18 protein-coding genes are annotated in these 20,016 nt (G+C 71.7%); 8 read left to right on the top strand and 10 right to left on the bottom strand.

What is annotated here, in order from left to right:
* Nucleotides 1-7 precede the first annotated feature (7 nt).
* The 6 genes from ACYVKF_RS18450 to ACYVKF_RS18425 all read right to left on the bottom strand — a co-directional run bounded on the left by ACYVKF_RS18450 (nt 8) and on the right by ACYVKF_RS18425 (nt 6,702).
* On the bottom strand, nt 8-772 hold the full coding sequence (locus ACYVKF_RS18450; RefSeq protein WP_056914790.1) for a 3-hydroxybutyrate dehydrogenase: 765 nt from the start codon (nt 770-772) through the stop codon (nt 8-10).
* 98 nt (nt 773-870) lie between these two features.
* Nucleotides 871-1,248 carry a hypothetical protein gene (locus ACYVKF_RS18445; RefSeq protein WP_056914789.1) on the bottom strand — a complete coding sequence of 126 codons (378 nt, stop codon included), beginning with the start codon at nt 1,246-1,248 and terminating at the stop codon, nt 871-873.
* A 73-nt stretch (nt 1,249-1,321) separates the two neighbouring features.
* Nucleotides 1,322-3,442: a 3-hydroxyacyl-CoA dehydrogenase NAD-binding domain-containing protein gene (locus ACYVKF_RS18440; protein WP_460968377.1), complete on the bottom strand. Its 2,121-nt coding sequence runs from the start codon at nt 3,440-3,442 to the stop codon at nt 1,322-1,324.
* Entirely contained in the window at nt 3,439-4,656 is a 1,218-nt protein-coding gene (locus tag ACYVKF_RS18435) for a thiolase family protein (protein WP_056914787.1), read from the bottom strand. Before ACYVKF_RS18435 ends, ACYVKF_RS18440 begins: the two co-directional genes overlap by 4 nt.
* Before the next feature lie 146 nt (nt 4,657-4,802).
* Nucleotides 4,803-6,092, bottom strand: a complete 1,290-nt coding sequence (locus ACYVKF_RS18430; RefSeq protein WP_082552949.1) for an HRDC domain-containing protein — start codon at nt 6,090-6,092, stop codon at nt 4,803-4,805.
* A 25-nt stretch (nt 6,093-6,117) separates the two neighbouring features.
* Nucleotides 6,118-6,702: a DUF3000 domain-containing protein gene (locus ACYVKF_RS18425; RefSeq protein WP_056914786.1), complete on the bottom strand. Its 585-nt coding sequence runs from the start codon at nt 6,700-6,702 to the stop codon at nt 6,118-6,120.
* Nucleotides 6,703-6,784: 82 nt separating this feature from the next.
* Between ACYVKF_RS18425 and ACYVKF_RS18420 the strand changes: the two genes are divergently transcribed.
* Both ACYVKF_RS18420 and hemE read left to right on the top strand, forming a co-directional pair.
* Entirely contained in the window at nt 6,785-7,609 is an 825-nt protein-coding gene (locus ACYVKF_RS18420) for a DMT family transporter (protein WP_056918501.1), read from the top strand.
* A 33-nt stretch (nt 7,610-7,642) separates the two neighbouring features.
* Nucleotides 7,643-8,689 (top strand): uroporphyrinogen decarboxylase, encoded by a 1,047-nt coding sequence (gene hemE / locus ACYVKF_RS18415; RefSeq protein WP_460968374.1) that lies wholly within the window; start codon nt 7,643-7,645, stop codon nt 8,687-8,689.
* Nucleotides 8,690-8,717: 28 nt separating this feature from the next.
* Here the strand turns inward: hemE and ACYVKF_RS18410 are convergent, their stop codons facing one another.
* Entirely contained in the window at nt 8,718-9,743 is a 1,026-nt protein-coding gene (locus ACYVKF_RS18410; protein ID WP_056918502.1) for a DUF4349 domain-containing protein, read from the bottom strand.
* A 116-nt stretch (nt 9,744-9,859) separates the two neighbouring features.
* Between ACYVKF_RS18410 and hemG the strand changes: the two genes are divergently transcribed.
* The 4 genes from hemG (at nt 9,860) to ACYVKF_RS18390 (ending at nt 13,794) form a co-directional block, all read left to right on the top strand.
* Nucleotides 9,860-11,284, top strand: a complete 1,425-nt coding sequence (hemG, locus tag ACYVKF_RS18405; protein WP_460968371.1) for a protoporphyrinogen oxidase — start codon at nt 9,860-9,862, stop codon at nt 11,282-11,284.
* Nucleotides 11,285-11,288: 4 nt separating this feature from the next.
* On the top strand, nt 11,289-11,990 hold the full coding sequence (gene hemQ / locus ACYVKF_RS18400; RefSeq protein WP_056914781.1) for a hydrogen peroxide-dependent heme synthase: 702 nt from the start codon (nt 11,289-11,291) through the stop codon (nt 11,988-11,990).
* Between the two features lie 170 nt (nt 11,991-12,160).
* Nucleotides 12,161-12,769, top strand: coding sequence for a hypothetical protein (locus tag ACYVKF_RS18395; protein ID WP_056914780.1), 609 nt, complete (start codon nt 12,161-12,163; stop codon nt 12,767-12,769).
* A 128-nt stretch (nt 12,770-12,897) separates the two neighbouring features.
* On the top strand, nt 12,898-13,794 hold the full coding sequence (locus tag ACYVKF_RS18390) for a cytochrome c oxidase assembly protein (RefSeq protein WP_460968369.1): 897 nt from the start codon (nt 12,898-12,900) through the stop codon (nt 13,792-13,794).
* 73 nt (nt 13,795-13,867) lie between these two features.
* On the opposite strand, the gene msrB is transcribed toward ACYVKF_RS18390, so the two are convergent.
* Nucleotides 13,868-14,299, bottom strand: a complete 432-nt coding sequence (gene msrB / locus ACYVKF_RS18385) for a peptide-methionine (R)-S-oxide reductase MsrB (protein ID WP_235529098.1) — start codon at nt 14,297-14,299, stop codon at nt 13,868-13,870.
* A 121-nt stretch (nt 14,300-14,420) separates the two neighbouring features.
* On the opposite strand from msrB, the gene ACYVKF_RS18380 reads away from it, so the two are divergent.
* Together ACYVKF_RS18380 and ACYVKF_RS18375 are read left to right on the top strand one after the other, a co-directional pair.
* Nucleotides 14,421-16,580 (top strand): ATP-dependent DNA ligase, encoded by a 2,160-nt coding sequence (locus ACYVKF_RS18380; protein ID WP_460968366.1) that lies wholly within the window; start codon nt 14,421-14,423, stop codon nt 16,578-16,580.
* Nucleotides 16,577-17,746, top strand: coding sequence for an alpha/beta hydrolase family protein (locus tag ACYVKF_RS18375; RefSeq protein ID WP_056918505.1), 1,170 nt, complete (start codon nt 16,577-16,579; stop codon nt 17,744-17,746). Before ACYVKF_RS18380 ends, ACYVKF_RS18375 begins: the two co-directional genes overlap by 4 nt.
* A 25-nt stretch (nt 17,747-17,771) precedes the next feature.
* Here ACYVKF_RS18375 and ACYVKF_RS18370 read toward each other — a convergent pair whose 3' ends face one another.
* Together ACYVKF_RS18370 and ACYVKF_RS18365 are read right to left on the bottom strand one after the other, a co-directional pair.
* Nucleotides 17,772-18,335, bottom strand: a complete 564-nt coding sequence (locus ACYVKF_RS18370) for an AAA family ATPase (protein WP_460968364.1) — start codon at nt 18,333-18,335, stop codon at nt 17,772-17,774.
* 78 nt (nt 18,336-18,413) lie between these two features.
* Nucleotides 18,414-19,964 carry an HNH endonuclease signature motif containing protein gene (locus ACYVKF_RS18365; RefSeq protein WP_460968362.1) on the bottom strand — a complete coding sequence of 517 codons (1,551 nt, stop codon included), beginning with the start codon at nt 19,962-19,964 and terminating at the stop codon, nt 18,414-18,416.
* Nucleotides 19,965-20,016 lie beyond the last annotated feature (52 nt).

Raw genomic sequence — 20,016 nt, 5'->3', positions numbered from 1 at the left:
GGTGCGGTCAGTGGGCCGTCCAACCGCCGTCCATCGCGAAGGACGCCCCCGACACCGAGGCAGCAGAGGGGCCGCACAGGAACGCCACGAGCTCGGCGACCTCATCGGCCTCCACGAGCCGCTTCACCGCGACGGGTTCGAGCATGATCTGGCTGACCACGTCGTCCTCGCTGATGCCGTGCGACGACGCCTGGTCGGCGATCTGCTTCTCCACGAGGGGCGTCCGGACGTACGCCGGGTTGACGCAGTTGCTCGTGACACCGTGCTCGGCGCCCTCGAGGGCCGTGACCTTCGACAGCCCCTCGAGGCCGTGCTTGGCCGACACGTAGGCGGCCTTGAAGGCGCTCGCGCGCAGGCCGTGGACGCTGGAGACGTTGACGATCCGGCCGAACCCCTGCGCGTACATGTGGGGGAGCACCCGGCGGGTGAGCCGGAACGGCGAGGTGAGCATGAGCCGGATGATGAGGTCCCACGTCTCGACCGGGAACTCGTGGATCGGGCTGACGTGCTGGATGCCGGCGTTGTTGACGAGGATGTCGACGTCGCCCGGGAGCTGGTCGACGGCCGCGAGGTCGGACAGGTCGGTCGGCAGGGTCTCGACCCCGGTGAAGGACGCGAACCGCTCGAGGCCCTCCTTGTCCCGGTCCACCGCGTGCACCCGCGCCCCGGCCGCTGCGAGCCGCTCGACGCACGAGGCGCCGATCCCGCTCGCGGCGCCGGTCACCAGGGCGGTCCGTCCGGTCAGGTCGAGGAGCGCAGGCGTCGTCGGCATGCCGCGAGACTAGGTCCGCGGTGCAGAGTCGATCATGTGGCGGCGAGCCACAGTTCTCGGTGGACCTGTGTGTGGGGATTCCGTGTGGCCGGGCCAGGTCACCGGCTCGCGGCATCGGGACGGAAACCCGAGCACATGATCCGCAACCAGCCGATCCGCCCCTCGGCATCGGTCTCGAACACCGCGTGCTGCTCGGTCACCCGCGCCTCGCCCTCACAGCTCAGCCCGAGCCGGTACGTCACGCGGTCGCGGTCACCCACCGTGTCGACGTCCACCTCGCGCACCTCGACGATCTCGTCCTGCGGCTCGAACCAGTGGCCGAGCAGGACCCCCAGCACCTCGTCGTGACCCGTCCCCTGCCAGGTGTCGTTCGGGGTGAGACCGCGGAAGTCCACGTCGTCGCGCAGCACCTGTCGCAACCGGCCCTCGTCCTTGGCGGCCAGGGCGTTGACGAAGGCGTCGGCGGTCGTGGTCATGCAGGCATGGTCCTCCGACGACGACGCCCCGACAAGGAGCTGTCGGGGCGTCGTCGGGTATGCCGGGTGCGGACTAGGCGGGGACGCTCGCCGCTCCGGCGGGCAGGAACCGCTTGCCGGTGACCTTCTCCGAGACGCCCTCGCGGTCGAGCAGCGGGGTGAGCCCACCGTTCCAGAACTGGAACCCGGCACCGGTGATCATCGCTAGGTCGAGGTCCATCGGCGCCTGGGCGACGCCCTCGTCGAGCATCCGTCGGGCCTCGTCGGCCAGGACGCCGAGGACGCGCTCGCGCACCTGCTCGGTGGTCAGGACCACGGGGTCGGCGGGCTTCTCGAACAGCGCCTCGACCTCGGGGTCCACGACCGGCTTGCCCTCGGGCCAGGTGTAGATGGCCGACTTCTTCGCCGCGACGACCCTGCGCAGGTTCTCCGAGACGTAGAACCGGTCGGGGAACGCCTTGGCCAGGGTCTCGTTGTTGTGCAACGCGATCGCGGGCCCGACGAGGCCGAGCAGGATGAACGGAGGCATCGGCGCGAGGCCCGCGAACGCGCGGTCAGCCACCTCGATGGGTGTGCCTTCGTCGACGACCTTGGCGACCTCTCCCATGAACCGGCCGAGGAGCCGGTTGACGATGAACGACGGCGAGTCCTTGACCAGGATGGTCGTCTTCCTCAGCGTCTTGCCGGTGGCAAAGGCCGTGGCGAGCGTGGCGTCGTCGGTCTGCTCGCCCTTGATGATCTCGAGCAGCGGCATCACGGCGACGGGGTTGAAGAAGTGGAACCCCACGACCCGCTCCGGGTGCTGCAGCTCGGCGGCCATCTCGGTGATCGACAGCGAGCTGGTGTTGGTGGCGAGGACGCACTCGGGCGACACGACGGCCTCGACCTCGGCCCACACCTGCTTCTTGACCGACATCTCCTCGAAGACGGCCTCGATGACGAAGTCCGCGTCGGCGAACCCGTCCTTGCTCGTGGAGCCCGTGACCAGGCCCTTGATGCGGTTGGCCTTGTCGGGGCTCACCCGGCGCTTGCCGAGCAGCTTGTCGACCTCGGCGTGGACGTACCCCACGCCCTTGCCCACGCGCTCCTCGTCGAGGTCGGTCATGACGACCGGCACCTCGAGCCGCTGCGCGAACAGGAGGGCGAGCTGGCTGGCCATCAGCCCGGCACCCACGATGCCGACCTTGGTGACCTTGCGGGCCAGGGCCTTGTCCGGTGCCCCGGCCGGACGCTTGGCTCGACGCTGGACGAGGTCGAACGAGTAGAGCCCGGCGCGCAGCTCGTCACCCATGACGAGGTCGGCGAGCGCCTCGTCCTCGGCAGCGAACGCCTCGTCGCGCGTCGCGGTGCGTGCCGCGGCGACGAGCTGGAGTGCGCGGTACGGCGCGGGGGACTTCCCGCCGGTCTTGAGGTCGACCAGGCCCTTGGCCGCCTTGACTGCACCGGCCCACTCGGACTCGTCGCGGGTCACCTCGGGGCGGTCGACCTCGGTCTCGCCGGTGAGGACCCTTGCGGCCCACAGCAGCGACTCCTCGAGGAAGTCGGCCGGGGCGAACATCACGTCCGCCATACCGAGCTCGAAGGCCTGCGGGCCCTTGAGCATCCGGTTGGTGTTCATGGGGTTCTCGATGATGACCTTGAGCGCGTTGACCGGTCCCACGAGGTTCGGCAGCAGGTAGCAGCCACCCCATCCGGGCACCAGGCCGAGGAACGTCTCCGGCAGCGCGATCGCCGGGACCCCGGCGGAGATGCTGCGGTAGTCGGCCGACAGGGCGATCTCCACGCCGCCACCCATCGCGGCACCGTTGACGAACGCGAACGTCGGCACGGGGAGGTCCATGATCGCGCCGAACGCGGCGTGCCCGGCGCGGGCGACCTCGAGGGCCTGGTCCCGGCTCGTCGCCTGCGCGACGGCCTTGAGGTCGGCTCCGACGGCGAAGATGAACGGCTTGCCGGTGATGCCGACCGCCTGGATCTCGCCGGCCTCGGCCCGGGTGCGCAGGCCCTGGACGACGGAGAGCAGGTTGGCGATGGTCTGCGGCCCGAACGTGTTGGGCTTGGTGTGGTCGAACCCGTTGTCGAGGGTGATGAGCGCCAGGACGCCGGCGTCGCCGGGAAGGGTGATGTCGCGGACCGGGGTGTGGGTCACGACCTCGTCGAAGGCCGGGTTCTGAGTGGTCGCCTGGTCGCTCATGCCGCGACCTCCTTGCCGTAGTCAGCGTGGTGGGGGTTCTCCCAGATCACGGCGCCACCCATGCCGATGCCGATGCACATGGCGGTCATGCCGTAACGCACCTCGGGGTGCTCCTCGAACTGGCGCGCCAGCTGGGTCATCAGGCGCACGCCGGACGACGCGAGCGGGTGGCCGGTCGCGATCGCCCCGCCGTACTGGTTGACGCGCGGGTCGTCGTCGGCGATGTCGAAGTGCTCGAGGAAGGCGAGCACCTGCACGGCGAACGCCTCGTTGAGCTCGAACAGGCCGATGTCCTCGATGGACAGCCCCGCCTTGCCGAGCGCCTTCTCGGCGGCCGGCACCGGACCGATGCCCATGACCTCGGGCTCGACACCGACGAACGCGAAGTCCACGAGCCGCATACGGATGGGGAGGCCGAGCTCCTGGGCGGCGGCCTCGGAGGCGAGGATGCACGCGGTGGCGCCGTCGTTGAGGCCCGCGGAGTTGCCGGCGGTGACGTTGCCGTGCGGCCGGAACGGGGTCTTCAGGGCGTCGAGGTCCGCGCGCGTGGTGCCCGGGCGCGGCGGCTCGTCCTGGATGGCCAGGCCGTAGCCGAGGTCCTGGTGCCGCGTGGCGACGGGCACGAGGTCGGGCTGGACCTGGTGGTTGGCGTAGGCCTTGGCGAGCTTCTCCTGGGAGGCCACGGCATACGCGTCCGAGCGCTCCTTGGTCAGCGTCGGGTAGCGGTCGTGCAGGTTCTCGGCGGTCGAGCCCATGACGAGCGCGCTGGGGTCGACGAGCTTCTCGGCGACGATGCGCGGGTTGGGGTCGACGCCCTCACCCATCGGGTGGCGGCCCATGTGCTCGACCCCGCCGGCGATGGCGATGTCGATGGAGCCGAACGCGATCGACGACGCGGTGGCGGTCACCGCGGTCATGGCGCCGGCGCACATGCGGTCGATCGAGTACCCCGGGGTGGTCTTGGGGAGGCCGGACAGGAGGGCAGCCATCCGCCCGAGGGTCAGGCCCTGGTCGCCGATCTGGGTGGTCGCCGCGATGGCGACCTCCTCGACGCGCTCGGGGGGCAGCTCGGGGTGGCGGCGCATGAGCTCGCGGATGCAGCGGATGACGAGGTCGTCGGCGCGGGTCTGGGCGTAGATGCCCTTCTCCCCGGCCTTGCCGAACGGCGTCCGGACGCCGTCGACGAAGACGACCTCACGAAGGGTGCGGGGCACGGGTGGCCTCCTGTGTTGGAGCGACGGGTGGTTCGGCGCAGGGCGGTCCGCCCGTGCACCTGCCACCAATGCTACTTCCCGGTAACAAGGCGGTCACCCGACCCCGCGCGTGAGAGCCGTCACCCCGGGTCACTGCACCTGCCGACCTACTCGTCGGGGTGGGCCTCGAAGGCTGCGGCGACGAGGGGCGCGACGACGTCGGTCTGCCAGTGCCGCGCACCGAGCCCCTGCAGGGCCTCGGCGAACCCGGCCGCGCTGCGGTCGGCCGGCGGGCTCCAGATGACGCGGCGCAGGGGCTCGGGGGACAGCACGTTCTCCACCGGGATCGAGTGCTCGGTGGCGAAGGCCGTGAGGGCTTCACGGGTGGCGGCGAGGCGGGCGGCGGCCACCGGGTCGCGCTCGGGCCAGGCGCGCTGAGGGGGCGGGCCGTCCGAGCGCAGCGTCATCGGGGGCAGGTCGGCCTCCGGGACGGCGTTGGCACGAGTGACCGCCTCGAGCCACTGGCGCTGGTACCGGCGCACGGAACGGTGACCCGAGGGCAGACCGGCCGGGGTCGTCGGGGCAGCCATGGCGATCTCGACGAGCACGGCGTCGGGGAGGACCCGGCCGGGGGAGACGTCCCGGTCCTGCGCGATGGCGTCGCGGGTCTCCCAGAGCTCGCGGACGACCGCGGCGATGCGGCGCTGGCGGACCTTGTGCATGCCGGACGTCCGTCGCCACGGGTCCACGCGCGGGGCCGGGCCGGTGAAGTCGAGCAGCGCCTCGAACTCCTCGCGGGCCCACCCCGCCTTGCCCTGCTTGGCGAGGTCGACACCCATGAGGTTGCGGACGTCGACGAGCACCTCGACGTCGAGCGCGGCGTACCGCAGCCACGGCTCGGGCAGGGGACGCGTGGACCAGTCCACGGCCGAGTGCTCCTTGGCGAGGGACAGCCCCAGGTAGTGCTCGACGACGGCGGCCAGTCCCACCCGGGGGAGCCCGAGCAGTCGCCCGGCGAGCTCGGTGTCGAACAGCTGACGGGGACGAAGGCCGACCTCGGCGAGGCAGGCGAGGTCCTGGGTCGCGGCGTGCAGGATCCACTCGGCGTTGCCGATGGCCTCGTCGAGGGGGGACAGGTCGGGGCAGGCGATCGGGTCGATGAGCCAGGTGCCGGAACCCTCACGGCGCAGCTGGACGAGGTAGGCCCGCTGGCCGTAGCGGTAGCCGCTGGCGCGCTCGGCGTCGAGGGCGACCGGGCCCTCACCCGCGGCGATCGCCGCTGCCGCCTCCATCAGTCCGCGCTCGGTCTCGACGACCGGGGGGACGCCGTCCGCGGGCATGTCGAGGGGGATGAGCTCGACGGTCTCGGTGGTGCCCGAGTCGTCGACGGAGGTGTCCGCGTCAGCGGTGGAGGGCGCCGTTTCCCCTGCAGGGACCTCGGCGTCGGTGTCGGTCACCGGCCCAACCTACCCGGCGCGGTGCTCAGCGCCGCGGCCCAGGCAGCGCGATGACTCCCTCGGGCAGCGGGGGGAGGCCGGCGATCGTGCACAGCAGGTCCGACCACGCCACCAGGTGCGCACCGACGTTGCCGGCGACGGGGGTCCACGAGGCGCGGACCTCCATCTCGACGCTGGCGGGCCGGTCGGACAGCCCGGCGAAGCTCTCGGACACCACGCGCGTGACGGTCCCGGCCTCGGCGGTGTACCCGAGGTGGTGCGACTCGAGGGCGTCGGTCAGCCAGGACCAGCCCACCGCACCGAGCATCGGGTCGTTCGCCAGCTCGGGCTCGAGCTCGGCCCGCGCGAACGTCACCGCCCGCCAGGCGCCGTCCCAGGGATCCGGGGCCGAGGGGTCGTGCAGCAGGACGAAGCGGCCGGACGCCAGCTCGTCCTCGTCGGCGGCCGCACCCACCACCTCGGCGGTGAGGGCCACGGCATACGGGGCGATGCGCTGGGGCGCGGGCACCTCGGTGAGCCGGATCTCGGGGCGCAACCGCGCACCTCGCAGGTCGCTGAGCGCCTGCGCGAACTCGGGTGACTGGTCGCCGGGGACCGTTCTGCTGCCCACCGTCAGAGAGTATGTCGACCGGTCGCGTATCACAGGGAGGCTGAGGCCGCGCCGTGTCGCGACCGCCGGGTAGCGTGCGCGGGTGCTCTCCCTCCTCGCGCTCGCCTCCAGTGCGGTGTGGGGCACCTCGGACTTCTTCGCCGGGCTGTTCTCCCGACGACGCCCGGCCGTCGCCGTGGTCGGGTGGACCCAGTCGCTGGCCTTCCTGGTGCTCAGCGTGGTCGTCCTCACCCAGCTCGGGGACGTCACGTGGACGGGCTGGCCGCTGTGGTCGGTGGCCGCCGGACTGTCGGGTCTCAGCGGCCTCCTGTGCTTCTACACCGCCCTGTCCACCGGGACGATGGGCGTGGTCGCCCCCATCGCCGCCCTCGGGGTCGCCGTGCCCGTGCTGCTCGGGGTGGCCACCGGCGACGAGCCGTCGGCGTGGACGTGGGTGGGCATCCTCGTGGCCGTCATCGGCGTGACGCTCGCCTCCGGACCCGAGCTCAGTGGAGACGTCTCGACGAGGCCGGTCGTGCTGGCCGGAGTGGCAGCGGTGGGGTTCGGCCTCGCGCTGTTCTGCCTCGACCGCGGTGCCCGGAGCTCGACGCTGATGACGTTGTGGGGCATGCGCTCCACGTCCCTCGTGGTCTTCCTCGTCGTCGCCCTGGTCACCCGTTCCGTGGGGGGAGTCGTCGCCCGCGAGGTCCCCGTCCTCCTGGTTATCGGGTGCGGGGACATGGCGGCGAACGGCCTGTTCGCGCTCGCGTCGTCCCGGGGCGAGGTGAGCATCGCGAGCGTCCTCGGCTCGCTCTACCCCGTCATGACCATCCTGCTGGCGCGCGTCGTCCTCAAGGAACGGCTCCGCCCGATCCAGCAGGTCGGGGCCATCCTGTCCCTCGCGGGCGCTGCGATCATCGCGGTGTGAGGAGCCGCGCGAGCGCGACCTAGGATTGCCCGCGTGACCTCCCCCCTCGACAGCCCCCTCGACTCGGCCCTGGTCAGGGCCGCCCGCCGCGAGCCGGTGACCCACACCCCCGTGTGGTTCATGCGCCAGGCGGGCCGCTCGCTGCCGGAGTACCGGGCCGTCCGCGAGGGCGTCGGCATGCTCGAGTCCTGCCGCCGGCCGGACCTGGTCACCGAGATCACCCTCCAACCCGTCCGTCGCCACAAGGTCGACGCCGCGATCTTCTTCTCCGACATCGTCGTGCCGCTGGCCGCCGTCGGGGTGGACCTCGACATCGTCCCCGGCGTCGGGCCCGTGGTGGCCGAGCCGTTCCGTACCCGGGCCGACCTCGACCGGCTGCCGGAGCTGACGCCGGAGCACGTCCCCGACATCACCGAGTCCGTGCGCCTGCTCGTCGCCGAGCTCGGGGCCACGCCGCTGATCGGGTTCGCCGGGGCTCCGTTCACGCTGGCGAGCTACCTCGTCGAGGGCGGCCCGAGCAAGAACCACGAGAACACCAAGGCCCTGATGTACGGCGACCCGGAGCTGTGGCACGACCTGTGCGCCCGGCTCGCGCAGATCTCCGGTGCGTTCCTCGACGTGCAGGCGGCGGCCGGCGCCTCGGTCGTCCAGCTGTTCGACTCGTGGGTCGGCAACCTGCCCCGGGCCGACTACGAGACCTACGTGCAGCCGCACTCGCGCGTCGCGCTCGCCGCGGTGGCGAAGCACGGCACGCCGACCATCCACTTCGGTGTCGGCACCGGCGAGCTGCTCCCCGCGATGGGCGCCGCCGGCGCCGACGTCGTGGGCGTCGACTACCGCGTCTCCCTCACCGACGCCCTCGCCCGCATCGGGGACGGGTATGCCGTGCAGGGCAACCTCGACCCTGCCCTCCTGTTCGCGCCGTGGCCGGCCCTCGAGGCGAAGGTGCGGTCGATCGTCGAGGAGGGTCGGGCTGCTCCTGGCCACATCTTCAACCTCGGACACGGTGTCCTGCCGTCCACCGACCCGGAGGTCATCACCCGGGTCGTCGAGCTGGTCCACGAGGTCGGCGCTCGCTGACCCGAGCCTGACCCGAGCCTGACCCGGGCTACTCCGGGAGCACCGTCGGCACGGTCACCGTGGCCGGCGCCGGACGCCGACGACGCCACGCCAGCCAGAGCGGGACCCCGACGAGGGCGAAGGCGGCGGCGAACGGCACCAGCGCGCCGACGATGGTCAGGACCACCCGCACGGACGAGGTGAAGGCCGTCCAGCCGCCCAGGAGCCCGGCCATGAACCCGGTGTCCTGCGCCGGCTTGGGGGCTGCGATGACATCGGTCTCGGTGGTGAGGCTGATCTGGATGGGGGACCGGGCCACGCTGTTCTTCAGGGCCGCGAGCTGCGCCTCGAGCGCCTCGAGGTCGGCCTGGCGGCGGCTGACCTCGGCCTCGAGGTTGACGATCTGGGTGAGGTCGGTCGCCTTGGTCATCAGGGCCCTGACCCGGTCCACGCTCTCGCGCATCGTCTCCAGCCGGGACTGGGTGTCGACGATCTGCTTGCCGACCTCCTCGCTCGAGCTCTCGGACCGGATGACGGTCCCGAGCTTGCCCAGCTCGGCCATGACGGTGTCGAGCCGGGTCGCCGGGACCGACAGGGTGATCTCCCCGTAGGTCGTCGCCGTGACCTTCGAACGGTCCTCCAGCGGGACGTAGGTGCCACCCGTGCCGATGTTCTCGGCGAGGATCACGCCGTCGGAGGCCACCGAGAGGGACCGGATCGCGGCGACGCTCTGGGAGAGGTTCCTGACCTTGAGCGCGACGGTTGCCCGCCGTGCGAGGGTCGACCCCGGGGCCGTGAGGACGGCGGGGTCCACGGCGCCGGTCCCCGTGTCGGCCGGGCCTCCGGACGCTCCCCGGAAGGCGGTGCCGGGCTGGGCTGCCGTCCCTTCCTTGGCCGAGTCGCCGGCGGCGCCGGAGCCGCTGGCGGCCGGGCCCGGTTCGGCGCCGACGGCGTTGCTGCCGGCGCTGTCCGAGGTGCTCGAGCTGCCGCCGCCGCTGCAGGCGGCGAGGCTGACGGTGGCGAGGAGCGCGGCCGTGAGGCCGACGAGAGTGCGGTGCGGACGATCACGGAACATGGCGACCCCCAGGTCAGCGTCGATCGGGTGAGTGATGCCACTCGGACTCCACCCGTCACGGGCCCGTTCCCACCCCGTGGTGTCGAAACCGTCACGATGCCTGAAAGGGTGGGGGGATGGTCGGGTCGCACGTCGTCGTCATCGGGGGAGGCATCTCCGGGCTCACCGCCGCCTGGCAGCTGCTGGACGCCCTGCCCGGTGTCTCCGTCACGGTCGTCGATGCGTCCGACCGCCCTGGCGGCAAGCTGCGTCGTGAGCCCGTGGCCGGCGTCGCGCTCGACGTGGGCGCGGAGTCGGTCCTGGCGCGGCGGCCCGAGGCGCTGACCCTGATGTCGGAGCTCGGCCTCGACGAGCACGTCGTCCACCCCGAGGCGACGACGGCGAGCATCTGGTCGCGAGGTCAGCTCCACCCGATGCCGAGGGGCACTCTCATGGGCATCCCTTCGCCGGCGGCCTCGGCCGCGGGTGTGCTGTCACCCGAGGAGATCGCCCGAGCCGAGGCCGAGATGCCTTGGGGTGGAGGGGATTTCGACGACGTGTCCGTGGGCGACTACGTCGCCGCGCGACTCGGGGACGCGGTCGTCGACCGCCTGGTGGAGCCGTTGCTCGCCGGGGTCTACGCAGGACAGGCGCGGAGCCTCTCCCTGCGGGCCTGCCTCCCCCAGGTGCATGCCGCCGTGACCGCCGGCGCCTCCCTCACCGAAGCCGCCGCGACCGCAGCCCAGACGTCGGCCCTGTCGTCCGCGGGGTCGTCGGCCCCGGTGTTCGCCGGTCTCGACGGGGGAGTGGGCCGGCTCGCCGAGACGCTGTCGGAGACGTTGCGATCACGGGGCGTCACGATCCTCAGCAGCACCATCGCCCGTGAGCTGCACCGGGACGGGGCCGGGTGGGCCGTCGTCACGGGCTCCCGGCCGAACCCGCGGCGGCTGGCCGCCGACGCCGTCGTCGTGGCCGTGCCCGCGGCCCCCGCCGCCCGGCTGATCGCGCCGCACTCGGCCGCCGCCGCCTCGTCCCTGCGCGAGGTCGAGTACGCCTCCATGGCCATCGTCTCGCTCGCCGTCGACTCCGGTGGTGGACCGCTGCCCGGCTCCGGCTTCCTCGTCCCGGCCGTGGACGGCCGCACCATCAAGGCGAGCACGTTCTCGTCGACGAAGTGGGGATGGACCGCCGAGGCGGCCCGGGACCTGTTGTTCCTGCGCGCCTCCGTGGGGCGCTGGGGTGAGACCTCGGACCTCCAGCGACCCGACGACGAGCTCGTGGCGATCGCGGTCGCCGAGGTCAGCGAGGCGCTGGGGCACCAGCTGCCACGGGTCGTGGACACCCATGTCCAGCGCTGGGGCGGCGCCCTGCCGCAGTACACCGTCGGCCACGTCGACCGCGTCGCCCGGATCCGGGCCGCAGCGGCCGCGGTGCCCGGGCTGGAGCTGGCCGGCGCGGCATACGAGGGGGTGGGGATCCCGGCCTGCATCGCGAGCGGACGGGCCGCGGCCCTGGCCGTGACCACCCACCTGCGCGCCCGCCACGGGGACGCGGGAGAATGAACCCATGAGCAGCAAGCCCTCCCCGTCCCGGATCCGCGAGATCAACGACTCCATCAGGTATGCCATGTGGTCGGTGTTCAGCGTCACCGCGCCGCTGGGGGAGGACCGCGAGCAGATGGCCAAGGAGGTCGAGACCCTCTTCGGCGAGCTCGAGGAGAAGGGGGTCCTGACGCGCGGCGTCTACGACCTCGGCGGCATGCGGGCCGACTGCGACTTCATGGTCTGGTGGCACGCGGAGAAGATCGAGGACGTCCAGGCGGCCTACCGCGCCTTCCTGCGCACCGACCTCGGGCACCTCCTCGAGCCGACCTGGTCGGCGGCAGCGCTGCACCGTCCGGCCGAGTTCAACAAGAGCCACATCCCGGCCTTCCTCGCGGACGAGACGCCCAAGGACTTCATCTGCGTCTACCCGTTCGTGCGCTCCTACGAGTGGTACCTGCTCGACGACAAGGAACGCCGCGACATGCTGCGCGAGCACGGGCAGATGGCGCGTGACTACCCCGACGTGCGGGCCAACACCATCGCCTCGTTCGCGCTCAACGACTACGAGTGGGTGCTGGCCTTCGAGGCCGACGAGCTGCACCGCATCGTCGACCTCATGCGCGAGCTGCGGGCGTCGCGGGCTCGCATGCACGTGCGCGACGAGCTGCCGTTCCACACGGGTCGCCGCGTCGAGGTCGCGGACCTGCTCGCGTCGCTGCGCTGACGGTTCGCACGACTGCGGATCTCCTTGCCGGCACAGGGGTGTGCCGTGGACCACACAGGGTCGGGGACGATGGTCCCTGTCGGTGGTGACTGCGTGCCCGGATGCTGAGGGTGCCCAGAAGGGCATGACCACCCGGGGCCGCAAACCCCGACCAGCTGGAGACGACAACCATGCGACGCAGAACTCTCGACACGCTCCTGACGATCGGCGGCCTGATCCTGGCCGCGGTGCTCCTCACGGCCGGCGGACTGCTGACCTGGGCGAGCAGCTTCGTCAGCGCCAACGTGCACAGCCAGCTCGCCGACCAGAAGATCACGATGCCTTCGGGCAAGGCGATCGAGGACCCGCTGATCAAGCCGTACCTGTCCCAGTACGCGGGCCAGGAGCTCACCACCGGCGCGCAGGCCAAGGCCTACGCCGACCACTACATCCTCGTCCACATGAACAAGGCCAGTGGTGGCAAGACCTACGAGGAGGTCAGTGGCGAGTTCATCGCCGCCTCGGCGGACAAGACCTCCGACCCGGCCACCGTCGCCGAGCTCGGGCAGCTGCGCCAGACCCTGTTCATGGGCAACACGTTGCGCGGCCTGCTCCTCAACGCGTACGCCTTCGGCACCATGGGCACCATCGCCCTGTGGGGTGCGATCGCGGCATTCGTCGGCTCCGGCCTGATGTTCATCCTCAGCGGACTCGGGATGTGGCACCGCCGCACCGTCCCGGTCGAGGAAGAGGTCCGGATCGGTGTCGGCAGGGCGGCCACGCCGGCACACGCCGTCTGAGGCGTCCGGCGCGGAGGGGGGAACGGCCCCCGACCACCACGGTCGGGGGCCCTTCCCTGTCCCGGTGGTTCGCTGCGGTCGGCGGCGGTCCTCAGGGGCGTCTCAGGTGGGGGGAGCAGGCTCGCGGGGTGGCACCCTTCGGTTTCGGCGACGTCTTCACCGCGTGGGTCCTGTCGCCGGTGGGGACGGCGCTGGCCGTCCTCCTGGGTGGGGCGTATGCCGCGGCCGTGTGGACGCTGCGACGTCGCCACGAGCCCGTGCCGGTCCTGCGCGTGATCACGTACGCGGTGCTGGGGATCGGCACCCTCGTGCTGGCCACCGACGGCGGCCTGGCTGCGTTCCGCGACACGTCCTTCGTCGCCGCGGCCGCGCAGTCCGGCGTGCTGGCGGCCATCACCCCGGTCGGCCTCGCCCTCGGTGACCCGGTGGGGCTCGGGCTGCGGGCCGTGGGCCCCGTCCGGGCTGCCGCGGTCCGCGAGTTCCTCGGCGGTCGGGTGGCCCGGGTGCTGATGTTCCCGCTCGTCGGCTCGGTCGTGGCGACAGGGGTCCACCTGGCGATGTTCGTGACGCCGTGGCTGGCCCGGTCGCTGGAGCTCGGGTGGCTGCGAGAGCTCACCTACCTGCTGCTCGTCGGCACCGGGCTGCTGTTCGTCCTGCCGCTGCTCGCCGACGAGCTCGCCCCGGCCTGGTGCACGCCGGGGGTACGGGTGCTCATCGGGTTCGGGGACGGGTTGCTCGATGCCGTGCCCGGCGTGGTGGTGATGGCGTCGCCTGCGCTGCTGGGTGCTCCGGTGGCGGCCTACCTGGCGGCCCGTGACCCGTTGTTCCAGCAGCACGTCGGCGGCGGTGCGATGTTCGGGCTGGCCGAGGCCGTGGGCCTCCCGCTGCTCGCGGCGACGGTGGCCGCGTGGGTGCGTGCCGACCGGGTCGAGGCGGCGCTGGTGGACGCCCGCCTGGACCTTGAGCCGGTCTCCGACCGTCCGTGGTGGGAGTCCGACCCGCGGTACGGCGGACCCGGTCGTTGACGGTCGTCGGGGATCCGACGGGTCCTGGCCCGCCGGATCCCTTCAACGACCTCGTGTGGTCAGCCTGGGGTGGTCAGGACTGGTCGGCCGGTCGCAGCGTCATCGAGATCGAGTTGATGCAGAAGCGCTGGTCGGTCGGGGTGCCGTAGCCCTCGCCCTCGAAGACGTGCCCGAGGTGGCTGCCGCAGTTGGCGCAGCGGACCTCGACCCGCTTCATCCCCATGCTCACGTCCTCGATGTACTCCACGCTGTCACCGGCGAGCGGGGAGTAGAAGGACGGCCAGCCGCAGTGGCTGTCGAACTTCGTGCCCGAGGTGAACAGCTCGGCACCGCAGGCGCGACAGGCATACACGCCCTCGGTCTTGGTGTCGGTGTACTCGCCGACGTACGGCCGCTCGGTCCCCGCCTGGCGCAGCACCTGGTACTCGGCCGGGCTGAGCTCGGAACGCCACTCGTCCTCGGTCTTGGACACGGCATACGTGCGGTCGGTCTTGTCCATGGTCATGTCGTGACTCCTTCGGAACAGTCTCACGTCGTGCTCAACGCCGGCAGGGCCGGAAATGGTCCCGCCCCGGCCACCTTGATTCTTACGGGTCCGTGACGTACCCGCCGGATAGGGTCGGCCCATGGCGGCAGCGGCGACGACGGTGGACGTGCCCGAAGGACCCTGGGGGGATGCGCGGGAGGTGCGGATCTCCAGCCCGGACCGGTTGATCTGGCCCGACGAGGGCATCACGAAGCTCGACCTGGCGCAGTACGCCGTGGACGTCCGCTCGGGCTTCATGAACGCGCTCGGCCACCGCCCCGTGACCCTGCAGCGCTTCCCCGAGGGGATCGCGGGTGAGGAGTTCTGGACCAAGAACCCGCCGAAGGGGATGCCCGACTTCATCACCCCGGTCATGTGCACCTACCCGTCGGGCCGCAAGCACCTGCAGGTCGTCGTCGACGAGCCGGCGGCCGTGGTGTGGGCGATGCAGATGAACACCGTGACCTTCCACCCCTGGCCGGTCCGCACGACCGACGTGGACAAGCCGGACGAGCTGCGCATCGACCTCGACCCGCAGCCAGGTCGGACGTTTGCCGACGCGGTGGAGGCCGCGGTCGCCCTCCGGGAGCTGCTCACCGAGATCGGCCTCACCGGGTGGGTCAAGACGTCGGGCAACCGCGGGGTCCACGTGTTCGTCCGCGTCGCCCCGACCCACGAGTTCCTCGACGTCCGCCACGGAGTCATCGGGATCGCCCGTGAGCTCGAGCGACGCCTGCCCGACCTGGTGACGGCCTCGTGGTGGAAGGAGGAGCGCGGGGAGCGCGTGTTCGTCGACTTCAACCAGGCCTGCCGCGACCGCACGATCGCCTCCGCCTACAGCCCGCGCCCGCTCGCCGGCGCACCGGTCAGTATGCCGCTGGGCTGGGACCAGCTCGTCGGTGTGGATCCGGGGGAGTTCACGGTCCGCACGGTGCCCGGCATCCTCGCTTCGTCCGGTGACGCCTGGGCCGGGATGGACGAGGCCGTCGGCGACGTGGCCGGGGCAATCGCCTTGTGGGACAAAGACATCAAGGAGCGCGGGCTCGGTGAGCTGAACTTCCCGCCGGACTACCCCAAGATGCCGGGGGAGCCGCCACGGGTGCAGCCGAGCAAGCGACGCCAGGACAAGGCCGACGACGACTACATGACCCCCAAGGCCGACCGCGACGCCGAGCTTCGGCAGCAGTGGGGGCCGGTGCCGCCCCCGGTCGCGCCCATGCTCGCCAAGCCGGTCAAGGGGATCCCGACCGGGGACTACCTGTTCGAGCCCAAGTGGGACGGGTTCCGTTCGATCATCTTCCGGTCCGGTGACGCGGTGGAGATCGGCAGCCGCAACGAGAAGCCCATGACGCGCTACTTCCCCGAGGTGGTGTCGGCGGTGCTGGAGAACTTCCCGGAGCAGGCGGTCGTCGACGGCGAGATCGTGGTCGTGGGCGCGTCGGGGGACCGGCTCGACTTCGAGGCACTGCAGCAGCGCATCCACCCTGCCGCGAGCCGGGTCAAGAAGCTGGCTGCCGAGACGCCCGCGCAGTTCGTGGCGTTCGATCTGTTGTCGCTGGACGGGGAGGACCTGACGGGGCGGCCGTTCGCCGAGCGGCGGGCGCTGCTGGAGCAGGCCTTCGACTCGGTGGCGGCCCCGATCCACCTCACCCGGGCGACGCGCGACCCCGAGGTGGCGCAGGAGTGGTTCGAGCAGTTCGAGGGCGCGGGGCTCGACGGGGTCATCGCCAAGCCGCTGTCGGGCACGTACGAGCAGGACAAGCGGACGATGCTCAAGATCAAGCACGTCCGTACCGCTGACTGCGTGGTGGCGGGCTACCGCACCCACAAGACCGGGGACGACCTCATCGGGTCGCTCATGCTGGGGCTCTACACCGACGACGGGTCGCTCATGAGCGTCGGCGTGATCGGTGCGTTCCCCATGGCGCGGCGGCGCGAGCTGTTCGAGGAGCTTCAGCCCCTGGTCACCTCCTTCGAGGACCACCCCTGGGCGTGGGCGGAGCAGGAGGCAGGAACGAGGACGCCCACCAGCGGCGCCACGAGCCGGTGGAACGCGGGCAAGGACCTCTCGTTCACCCCGTTGCGCCCCCAACGCGTCGTGGAGGTCAAGTACGACCACATGGAGGGGATCCGCTTCCGCCACACCGCGCAGTTCGTGCGCTGGCGCGAGGACCGCGACCCCCTCACGTGCACCTACGAGCAGCTGGAGGAACCCGTGAGCTTCGACCTCGCCGACGTCCTGGGTGAGGCCGGCCGATGAGCTCTGACCGCCGTCAGCTGCGCACCGCAGCGACGGTCGCAGGGGTCACCGCGGGCTCCCTCGCAGCCACGGCGGCGGTGTCGTCGGTGGGCGTGGCCGCCTATGTCGCCCGGCGGGCCCTGACCCCCGACCGTCAGCGGCCTGACGACACCCAGATCCTCGCCGTCGACGAGGGGAGCGTGACGCTGGACCTCACGCCCGAGAGCATCGTGCCGGGCCGGTACGGGCTGTGGCTCGACGGGTCGTCGGGCCACGTGCGGCTGGGTGACCTCCTGGATGTCGACGAGGACCGCGGCCGCGTGCGCCGGGAGCTCCTCGGGGTCGACTCGGGTCACCTGGCGCCGGGGTACGGGCGGTGGGACCAGTACTTCTACGCCGGCCCCCCGGACCGCGCGCTGGGGCTGCGCACCGAGTACGTCGACGTGCTGACCGAGCTCGGCACCATGCCTGCCTGGGTGGTCCGTGCCGAACAGCCGTCGACCCGGTGGGCGGTGCTGGTGCACGGCCGCGGGGCGCGGCGCGACGAGGGACTGCGTGCCGTGAAGCCGTTGCACGACAGCGGGATCAACGTGATCATCCCGTCCTACCGCAACGACCTGGGCGCCCGACGCGGGGCCGATGGCCGGTACAACCTCGGCCTCTCGGAATGGCGCGACATCGAGGACGCTGCGCTGTTCGCCGTGCAGCAGGGAGCGCGTGAGCTCATCCTCGTGGGGTGGTCCATGGGCGGCGCGATCGTGCTCCAGACCCTGAGCCGGTCCTGGCTCGCCGACCACGTCAGCCACGTGGTCCTCGATGCACCGGTGATCGACTGGACCGACGTCCTCATCCACCACGGGCGGCTGCACGGGGTGCCCGACACCATCGGTGGCCTGAGCCGGTACCTCATGGGGCGCAGGCTGACCCGTCGTCTCGTCGGGGTGCACGACCCCGTCGACGTGGCGCAGACCGACTGGGTGGCCAAGGCGTCCGAGCTGCGCCACCGGATGCTCATCATCCACTCGGTGGACGACGAGTTCGTCCCGGTTGGGCCGTCGCAGGAGCTGGCTGCCGCTCGCCCCGACCTCGTGACGATGGAGCACTGGGACACCTCGCGCCACACCAAGGAGTGGAACGTCGACCCCGAACGCTGGGAGCGGTCGGTCGCCGACTTCGTGAGCAGCTAGCAGCACGCACCTTGGCCACGGTGGGCTATCCCAGCCGTCCCTGTCCCGGCCGTCCCTGTCCCGGCCGTGCCGCTGGGTGGCCTCCGCGGCCGGTCGTCCAGGCCTGCTGGACGTGGTCGAGGATCTGGTCGACCACCTGGGTGAGGGGTTGCGTCGCGTCGACGACCACCCCGGCGGGCACGTCCTCCCCGGTCCGGTGCAGTCGGACGATGAGCTCTCGCTCGGCCGGCTTCGAGCCCCATTCGTCGGTGGGACGACGGTCCAGCCGACGGTGCAGGGTCTCGGCGTCGATGTCGAGCACGAACACCTCGTCGAACAGGTCGATGAACATCGCGAAGTTGCGCGAGCCCCCGCAGAAGAAGGTGAGCGGCTTGTTGTCGTCCGCCGCGAGGGCGCGCACCTGCTCGACGTCCCAGATGTGGTGCTCGTGGCCCGAACCACTGACCTTCACGCCGGTCAGGGGATCCCCTTGGTACGCCAGTTCACGGTCGCCGTGGATGGCCTGGTAGCCGCGTCGCCCCAGCTCATCGCACACGGACGTCTTCCCCGTGCCCGAGACGCCTTCGACCAGGAAGTTGCGTACGCCCACCGCCCCAGTCTCGAGTCAGCGGCGTGCGGGGGCAACGAGTAGGGGGCGCCGCGCGGCGGCGGCAACGCGCGGCTCGGCTCAGTGGTGGCCCCAGTTGGTGCGGATGAGTCCGCGGTCGGGGTTGTCGGGGTCGTCGAGCCAGGAGATGGTCTGCGCTGGTGGTGGTGGGGCGAGTCTGAGCCCGGGTGGGGGTGGGGCGCCCAGGGTGAGTTCGTGGTCGGAGGGGATGGCGAGGTCGTTCCAGGTGATGGCCCCGCCTGAGGGCGGTTGGTAGGTGCCTGCGGGGACGGGTGGGTCACCGCCTGGTGGTGGGGCGGTCTCGTGGGGTCGGGGTGGTCGGATGGGTAGCCCGTACCGGTTGGTGACGGTCAGGCCATCGGGGACGGTGGGGTCGCCGGTGATGGTGTAGTCGCCGCGGTCGATGCCGTCGTGGTGGGCGGTGCAGAGGCTGACCTGGTTGTCGGTGTCGGTGGGGCCGCCGTCGGCCCATGCCTGGAGGTGGTGGATCTCGACGAACCCGGTGGTGGGGCAGCCGGGGAACCTGCAGCCGCGGTCGCGGTCGGTGATGAGGCGGCGGGTGCGGTGGGGCAGGATCCGCATCGCCCGCCCGACGGACACCGGTCGCCCTTCGGTTTCCCAGACGGGTTGCACCCGCCCGTCGCTGATGAACCGTCCGAGCAGGCGCAGGGGGATGGCGTGCCCCCCGTTGACCCACGCGCCGTCGGTGTCGAGGTGCAGGTAGACCCGGTAGTGCGCCGACCTGCTGGTGGAGGTGACCGCCGCGAGGGAGCGGGTGGCCATCTCCTCGAGGGCGTCGGCGTAGGTCGGCAATCCGGCGTACCGGTCGTCGACGGGGGCAGCCCGGCCAGTCCGGGTGGGGTCGCTGGCGTCACCGCTGTCGGTGTCGCGGCGGCGCAGGAACAGTGCGTCCTTGGCCTCCTTGACGGCTTGTTCGACCAGCGCGCCGATGGTCGCGGGGGCGGAGTAGCGCAGCTGGAACCGGCCGTCGGCGTCGTAGGACATGGCCAGGTCGGGCTTGGCGCAGGCACGCTGCTCGGCGGCCGATTGGAAGGCGGTGGACGGCAGGGCGGCGGTGTCCAGGTCGCCGAACCCCAGCGTGTGCGGCTCGACGGGCAGATCGCTGCCCGCTGCGTCGGTGCCTTGGGCGGCGTGTGCGGCTGGTGCGGGGGCGGCGAACGCGTGGCGGGCGACGGCTCGGCGCAGCTGGGTGACGGTGGCGTTGCGGGCGAACTGGGTGACCGAGGCCTGGTGGGTGACCGGGACGTGGCGGGCCAGGACGGCAACCTGGTCCAGGGACAGCTCCCCAGCCTCCAACGCCACAGCTGCGTCGGTGAGCTCGGTGCGTCGCCGGGCCACGGCGACGATGTCAGCGGCATGGGCATGCGAGAGGCCGGCGCGGACGACGAGGTAGTGCTCGGGTGACTTGAACCCGCCTTCGCCCCAGTGCCGGTCGGTCATGACCTCGTCGATGATGTCGACCAGCTCGGCCTGCGCCCGGTTCAACCGACCCGCAACAGCAGCGGTCCGCTCCCACAACGCTTGGTTCCGCACGCCCCAGCCACCGTCCGGACCGGTGTCCGGGAGTGCTGCGAGCGGGGCCGTCGACATACCGTAATCGTACAGGTGTTCGAATGCTCTGAGAAGGGTTGTCCACACCCCG

This window comes from Pedococcus soli, from assembly GCF_054782575.1.
The sequence above is the reverse complement of the archived record's forward strand: the minus strand, read 5'-3'. Positions and strand labels throughout refer to the sequence as shown.